Raw genomic sequence first — 7,329 nt, forward strand, 5'->3', positions numbered from 1 at the left:
CATCCGCTCGATGACCGTGGAGCCAAAGCCGCGCCGGTCAGGGGCAATGACGGGTGGGCCGCCGCTTTCCGTCCAGCTGATTTCAAATCGGTTCGTACCTTCTTCCTGACGGATGTTCCAACGAATATCGACTTGGCCGGTATCATTGGACAAGGCGCCATACTTGCCAGCATTGGTGGCAAGCTCGTGGAGAGCCATGCCGAGCGACTGCGCCGCTGCGGAAGTCAGGCGAACATGAGGGCCTTCCAGCTTGATCCGGGTGCCGATGAAGTCTTCCAGGTGCGCAAGCTGGGAATTCATGATGTCTTCGACCCGCGCGCCGCGCCAGCCGGAACTGACCAGCAAGTCCTGACTGGAGGCCAGCGAGCGCATACGCTCAGCAAAGCGATCCATGAAATTGTCGCCGCTGGCCATGGTCTGGCGCGCAATCGCCTGAACAAGGGTCAACATGTTCTTGGCGCGGTGGTTTACCTCGCCCAGAAGAAGCTGGATCTGCTCCTCGCGTTGTTTCTGTTCGGTCACGTCGGTATTGGTGCCGAACCACATCTCGATCTGGCCATCCTTGTCGTGGATGGGCAGCGCGCGAGACAGGAACCAGCGGAATTTTCCATTCTTGCCGCGCAGGGGAAATGTGTCTTCCCAGACTTGTCCGGTCTTCAGCGAATTCAAGAAATGTTCGGTGGCGCGCGCTTCATGTTCGGGATGGTGCACGGAGCGCCAGCCATGTCCGCGTGTCGTTTCTTCGTCGGCCCCGGTATATTCATACCAGCGCTTGTTGTACCAGAAGATTTGACCTTCAGGGTCCGACATCCAAGCCAGCTGAGGGATGTTGTCTGCGAGCGCCTTGAACTGGGCTTCGCTCTGGCGGAGGCGTTCTTGATTTTCGTGCTCGCGAGAGATGTCACGCACGATTTTCGAGGCGCCAACAATCGTGCCGCTTGTATCATGAACGGGAGAGACCGTGACCATGATGGGGATTGCGGTGCCGTCCTTGTGAAGACGGATTGTCTCGAAATCCGCCACGGTGCGGCCGGCCTGGATCGTAGCGAGGATTTCATCCTCTTCACTCTGGCGATCTTCCGGGATCAATACGCGGATCGACTGGCCTATGATCTCCTGAGGTGGGTAACCGAACACGCGCTCGGCGGCCGGGTTCCAGCTGGCAATGATACCGTCCAGGTTTTTTGAAATGATCGCATCGGATGACGATGTGATGATGGCGCTAAGCCAAGAGCTCTCCGCTGCTGACAAGGCAGGGGCAGGGGCAGGCGCAACCGGAGAGGGAGCGCTAGACAGACGATCCCGCTTCATGACGGGGCTCCCGAAAAAAATGTCCAACGCACAATGCGCTGTTATCAACATCTTTTTTACTGTGAATCAGAGGCATTTGTCCATAACCCAGATCAGGCGGTCGAGCCGCCCCCCCAGGAAGGGTGTGCCCTTGTGATCCTCGGGTCATTACATTGTAATGTAAGCAAAAAAATCTGGATGAAGAAACTGGCAGCGATGCGCCCGCACCGCTGCCAGAGTGAGAGATCAATACCGGATGCGCAGGTCCGAAATGGACTGGGCGATCTTGGTATAGGCTTCGGTCAGTTCCTCGGAGCTTTCCGGGGTAAACGCGAAGTCGTCGCCCGACGCGCAATAATTGAGGATGGCCTGACCCGAAGGCGGGGCCTGGAAGGCGACGGTGTAGACTTTGATGCCCTGATCCTTGATGGCGTCACACATCGTTTCAGCCTGATCGAAGGAGTCACCGTTGGACGTGTCGTATTCCTGGTTGAACTCACCATCGGTCATGATGATCATGGCCTTGGCCGAATCCGGCTCATCATAGGGATAAGGGTCAGAGCCGGCGGGCCAGACGACGTCCCAATCCGGTGCAATCAGATACCAGCCCCAGGCGATGCCGAGGTGACCCGCCGTACCGCCGCTGGCGTTAAGGCCATCAATATAATCGAACAACTTGTCGCGATTGCTGGTCATGGGCAGTGGACCGATCGGGTTGCAGGATTCTGTGTACCAGCTGACATCGCCTCTCCAGTTGACGCTGCCATACGCTTCGGCGGCTTCGATCCACTGGAATGGACCTGGGTCTTCGTCGGTGAATTGCTCGTCACCCACACGTTCCTTGACGCAAGTATTGTTGATCGTCTTGGTTTCGGTGACTGTACGGGTGGCGTAGTTAGGCACCCACTCGTCGTCACAGGTCCAATACCATCTTCCTCTTTTCTTTTTCCATTTGCAGACTTCTTCCCAGTCGCCGCCAGACTCGTAGGTTTCATCGTACGAGAAGGTGTATGTGCGAATTGGCAATTGTCCGGTTGCCTTGAAGAAATAGTCCTCGCCTGCGTCCACCATGGAGGAATAGGAGGCCATTCCGATGCGGACTTCGCCGGTCGTGCCGTCATCGTCTGCAGGCACAAGCACATTGATCGCCGTGTCGGCCGCGCTTTTCAGAGCGGACATCTTGCTGCCGCCCATCGATCCGGAGATGTCGAATACGAAAGCGATGTCGACTTTACCGATACCATAGGTCGAAGCGGAGGTGACGGAGAAGTTCAATTCCTTCGTGCCCGTCATCTGCATGATCGATGTCGGCTGTGCACAGCGCACCTTCACCGAAAGATCCTGAGACTCGGCGGCAATAGACGCAACGGGTTCGGCACAATCGGTGCCTTTGCCCTGGGCCTTCATTGCCGATTTGAAATAGTTCTCGATATACGTCTTGATTTCGGTGTCGTTCTTGCCTTCCTGCATTTCGCGGGCACCCGCGATAACCGCGCTGTCCAGGATGAACTGGACGCGGTTTTTTGCGGTGTTGACCTGTTGCAGGTCAATCGCAAAGCCCATGAGAAGGAAGAGCGGAATGGTCATCAGCGCGAAAATGATCGCGATGTTGCCCTGTGTTTCGTCCTTGAACCGGCGAATTGTTTCGACGGTCCTCTTGATCAAATTCGTGTTCGTCATCATTACCCACCCCGGTTTTGGCCGCACCTGGCCCAAAGGTTCTGGTTTGCACATTGCCAGAACTGGATAACTTCTCGGTAAAATCAGGGGTCAGGATTTCTCCGCTGACGGAAAGGTTTGCTTAACCACGACCAGCGCCGCGAATGCCTTGTGGCACCGCGCGGGAAAGCTCATGTTTTCAGCAAATTTCACGACGTGTCCGGCGACAGGAAATCCCAAGTGGCCGCGTGCAATTGGCAGGCGCTATCCTGTTGTAAATGCCTCAGTTTTCGCGTCTTGAAGACGGGCGGCACAGCACGCTTCAGCACCGGGCCTGCTGACACCATTATCTGGCGCATTCTGGCGACGTAGTCGGCCGCGTGATCCAGCGCGTGGTTAACAGCCAGCAAGCGTCGCACGAGCTTTCCGGCCGGTAAAATGTCAGTTGGGCTTGCAGGATAATCCCGCAAGTCTACGGGCGTCTCTTCGTCAAGGAACCGGATGCGGGGACCGGTACGAAACCGGGCTCTTGGCGGTGTGGCAGGGGTAGCTTTCGTCGCTTCGATGAGGCGGAAGCGGGGAATGGCGCGACGGGTGGAAGGGCGTGCCGGTTCAGAGACATGAGCGGTGCCGGCGCGGGAGGTGGGCTTTGCGGTATCCGGCTCTACCCGAGCCGTCTCGGTGGGGGGCGGCAGGGGGCCGAGCTCAAGCGCCGCAAGGCAGAACAGGCGTCTCAGGATGGCTTCGAGGAAGCTTACGCGCCCGGCCAGTTCCTCAAGTTCTGCGCGCGGCAGGAAGGGTTTGGCGGGCACCGGCCAGAGTCCCAGCCGCTTCTGGGCCACTGAGGCGAGATAATCGGCGGCATCCCACCAGAAACGGGTGAGGCTGTGAACGGCGAGGGGAAATGGCGATTTCATGCCTTTAGCGTCGCCTCTTCGGCAGTACGACGAAGTGGGTCGGCCGATAGAGCGATCTCGAATATCTATATCATTGAAAAGATGCCGAAATTTGGAAGCCGTCCAGCTTTGTGACGGGGATAGGGGCGTGCCGCTCCTCTGCTTGCCCCGAGGGAATTCATCGTTTCCCGCTTGAAAGGCGGGCCATTTCTTGCGAGAGAAGTGAGTGATCACAAACTTGGAGCGCTGTTTTGTATTTTCCTGATATATTGAACACAGTGATGTCGCTTGCGCCGTGGGAGGGGCTGGCCGGATGGCTGATAGTGATTGCATGGACAGCCGCACAGTTCGTCGCGGGCTGGCTGGTCGCCGATCTTGGCAGCGGCGTGATCCATTGGGCGCAGGATCGGTACGGCTCACCGCGTTGGCCATTGGTGGGGCCGATTGTTCGCGACACGATCCGGCACCATCGCAAGCCACGGGGCTTCCTCTCCAAAGGCGTCTTGGCGCGCAGCGGGCGCATGTTTGGCTTTGCTGTGGCGGTTGGAACTGCTGCCCTGCTGATCGGCGCGCCAATTGCGTTCACGGCGGCACTCGCACTTGGCATATTCGTTTCGAATGAAGTGCACGCGGCCGCCCATGCGCGCCCGAGCGAGTTGCCGGGCTGGGTACGCCGCCTGCAGCGCGCCGGCGTGATTCAGTCACCCTTGCACCATGCCGCGCACCATCGGGCGTTGAAGAATGTGAATTTCTGTACGTTGACGGATTGGACCAATCCGGTTTTGGAGCGGGTCCGGTTCTGGCGTCGCCTGGAGGCGCTGATCCGCTTGAGCCGCGGCATCCGCACACGCCGCGACCCCGTGGTGCGCCGTCAGCAGCGGCGCAGATGGCGGTCCGCCTGAGCGCTGGCCGCCGCTGAGGGCTTGATTCCCGCCGCCAACCTGCGCATTGAGCGCAGTCATGAACATACTTCTGATCGGATCGGGCGGGCGTGAACATGCCCTGGCGTGGAAAATGGCGCAGTCGCCATTGGTGGACATGGTGCATTCGACTCCGGGCAATCCCGGCATGGATGAGGAAGGCCCGTGTTTTGATGTGACCGTCACCGACATTCAGAAACTGGTGCAGCTGACCCTGCAGGTCGAGCCGGACCTGATCGTGATCGGGCCGGAAGCGCCGCTGGCCGAGGGCCTGTCGGACATCTTGCGGGCGCGCGGCTTTGACGTGTTCGGGCCGAGCCAGCAGGCGGCGCAGCTGGAAAGCTCGAAAGCCTTCTCCAAGGCGCGCATGGTTCAGTATGGCGTGCCGACCGCGGCCTATGGCGAGTTCACCGATCCGGTGCTGGCGAAATCCTATCTGCGGACGCTGGAAGCGCCCTATGTGCTGAAGGCCGATGGCCTCGCCGCCGGCAAGGGCGTCGTGATTGCCGAGACGCTGGACCAGGCCGATGCCGAGATCGACGAGATGCTGTCGGGCAAGTTCGGCGATGCCTCCGCCACGCTGGTGATCGAGGAATTCATGCATGGCGAGGAAGCCAGCATTTTCGTCATCACCGACGGCACGGGGGCGATCTATCTGCCCGCCGCACAGGACCACAAGCGCGCGGGCGATGGCGATACCGGGCCGAATACAGGCGGCATGGGCGCCTATGCGCCGGCGCCGGTCGTAACGGATGAGATTCTTGCCCGCGTGAAGGCCGAGATCGTCCAGCCCATGCTGAAAGGCATGAAGGCGGACGGCATGCCGTATCAGGGTGTGCTCTATGTCGGCATCATGGTGACAACGGACGGGCCGAAAGTGGTTGAGTTCAATGCGCGCTTCGGTGACCCCGAATGCCAGGTTCTGATGAAGGGCCTCGCGGGCGATATCGTGCCGGCGATCCTTGGTGCGGCGACGGGCGGCCTTGAGGGCAATGAAGAAGCGTTTGAGGCGCTGCTGGAGCTGGACCGGTTCGAACCGACGGCGACGATTGTTCTGGCCACGGAAGGTTATCCGGGGAGCTACGCCAAGGGCTCTGTCATTCGCGGCGTGAAGTCTGCCAATGACTTGCCCGGCGTGACCGTGTTCCAGGCGGGCACGGACATGGACGAAGGCGGCGCGCTGCTGGCCAATGGCGGGCGCGTGCTGGCCGTGACGGCCAGTGGCGACGATTTGCAGGAAGCTGTCACACGGGCCTATGCTGGCGTCGATGCCATCGACTGGCCGGAAGGCTTCTGCCGCCGCGACATTGGCTGGCGCGCCCTGAAGTAGGAGATTGGAGCCCGGATCATGCGCAAATCTGTGTCCGAGGTGTTCCGATCAAACGCGCGCAAATGGGCAGGCCGGGCAAGCTTGGTGTTTGGCGCACTGTTGACGGCCTGTGCCACCCAGCCTGCCACCCCGACGCTGGACGGCGATCTGCTGATCTCGCATGTAAGAGTGGTCGACTTTTCGGGCGAGGCGCCAGACGTACGCGAAGATGTATTCGTGCTGGTGGATGAGGGCGCGATTATCGCCGTGGCTGATACGCGGGAGGGCCTGATTGCGGACGCTGAGCAGGATGCCAGCGGGCTAACCATGATCCCCGGCCTGACGGACATGCATGTCCATATCTGGGATGAGGCGGAGCTTGGCGCGTATCTCTCCTGGGGCGTGACGCGGGTGCGCAACATGTCGGGCCTGCCCTTTCACCTGACCTTGGCCGAACAGATTGAGGCGAGGAGTGTGCTTGGGCCGCACCTGGTCACCACTGGGCCGATCCTCAACAGCGCCGGCCCGAATGCGCAGGTGAACCACCAATTGGTCGAGACCGAGGAGGAGGCGCGCGCCGCGGTGGCGTGGCAGGCCGAGCAGGGCTTCACGCGGTTGAAAGTGTATTCGAATTTGACCCGTGAAGCCTATGACGCCGTGCTGCAAGAGGCGGATGCGCGGGGGATGATCGTGACGGGCCATACGCCGGAAGGCGTGCGCGGGCCGGGCGTGCCATTTGAAGCGCCGTTCGACATTGCGTTCGATGAGGTGCTGAATGATGGGTTCGAGACGATCGAGCATGTGGAGTCGCTTGTCTGGCATGGGTTGAGCGATCGGGAAGATGCGGTTGCCGCGCAGGCGCTGGCCGGTCAGATCGCCGAGGCTGGCGTGCCGGTCACGCCGACGCTGCTGGCCTTTCACAATCTCTGGCGTGTGGCAGACACGCAAGGCGCGGCGCTGATCCGTCCGGAGACGGACCTGTTGAATCCGTTGGTGCAGGCCACTGAAACGGACATGTACGAATACTGGTCAGGCGCACCGACAGGGCCCACCGCAGAGCGGGATGCGTTTCACCTGCGCATGACCAGATGGCTGCGCGCGGCGGGCGTCACGCTGGTCGCAGGCAGCGATGCCGGGATCTTCACCAATGTGCCGGGCCTGTCGCTGGTCGAGGAATTGGAGCTGATGGTGGCGGCGGGGCTGACGCCGTTTGACGCGCTGAAGGCGGCGACGGATGCGCCCGCTCAGGTGTTGG

At 60.4% G+C, this 7,329-nt stretch carries 6 protein-coding genes; 3 read left to right on the forward strand and 3 right to left on the reverse strand.

Annotated elements, in window-relative coordinates:
- The 3 genes from B4F73_RS00975 to B4F73_RS00985 all read right to left on the reverse strand — a co-directional run.
- The coding region (locus tag B4F73_RS00975; RefSeq protein ID WP_290482303.1) for a PAS domain S-box protein at positions 1–1,311 on the reverse strand (1,311 nt) is incomplete at its 3' end.
- Positions 1,312–1,536: 225 nt separating this feature from the next.
- Positions 1,537–2,955: a TadE/TadG family type IV pilus assembly protein gene (locus B4F73_RS00980; RefSeq protein WP_290482304.1), complete on the reverse strand. Its 1,419-nt coding sequence runs from the start codon at positions 2,953–2,955 to the stop codon at positions 1,537–1,539.
- Between the two features lie 203 nt (positions 2,956–3,158).
- Entirely contained in the window at positions 3,159–3,866 is a 708-nt protein-coding gene (locus B4F73_RS00985) for a hypothetical protein (RefSeq protein WP_290482305.1), read from the reverse strand.
- Positions 3,867–4,126: 260 nt separating this feature from the next.
- Here B4F73_RS00985 and B4F73_RS00990 point away from each other — a divergent pair, with 260 nt between their 5' ends.
- The 3 genes from B4F73_RS00990 to B4F73_RS01000 form a co-directional block, all read left to right on the forward strand.
- Positions 4,127–4,747: a fatty acid desaturase CarF family protein gene (locus tag B4F73_RS00990; protein WP_290482306.1), complete on the forward strand. Its 621-nt coding sequence runs from the start codon at positions 4,127–4,129 to the stop codon at positions 4,745–4,747.
- A 58-nt stretch (positions 4,748–4,805) separates the two neighbouring features.
- Positions 4,806–6,095, forward strand: a complete 1,290-nt coding sequence (purD, locus tag B4F73_RS00995) for a phosphoribosylamine--glycine ligase (RefSeq protein ID WP_290478939.1) — start codon at positions 4,806–4,808, stop codon at positions 6,093–6,095.
- Positions 6,096–6,113: 18 nt separating this feature from the next.
- A partial coding sequence (locus tag B4F73_RS01000; protein ID WP_290482307.1) for an amidohydrolase family protein occupies positions 6,114–7,329 on the forward strand: 1,216 nt, incomplete at its 3' end.

Origin of the sequence: Hyphomonas sp. UBA3601, assembly GCF_002375605.1 — a bacterium.
Classification (GTDB): Bacteria; Pseudomonadota; Alphaproteobacteria; order Caulobacterales; family Hyphomonadaceae; genus Hyphomonas.

Bases quoted from the DNA above. Each gene is read 5' to 3' on its own strand.
- B4F73_RS00985 (WP_290482305.1), bottom strand. From the start codon at position 3,866: ATGAAATCGCCATTTCCCCTCGCCGTTCACAGCCTCACCCGTTTCTGG.
- B4F73_RS00990 (WP_290482306.1), top strand. From the start codon at position 4,127: ATGTCGCTTGCGCCGTGGGAGGGGCTGGCCGGATGGCTGATAGTGATT.
- purD (WP_290478939.1), top strand. From the start codon at position 4,806: ATGAACATACTTCTGATCGGATCGGGCGGGCGTGAACATGCCCTGGCG.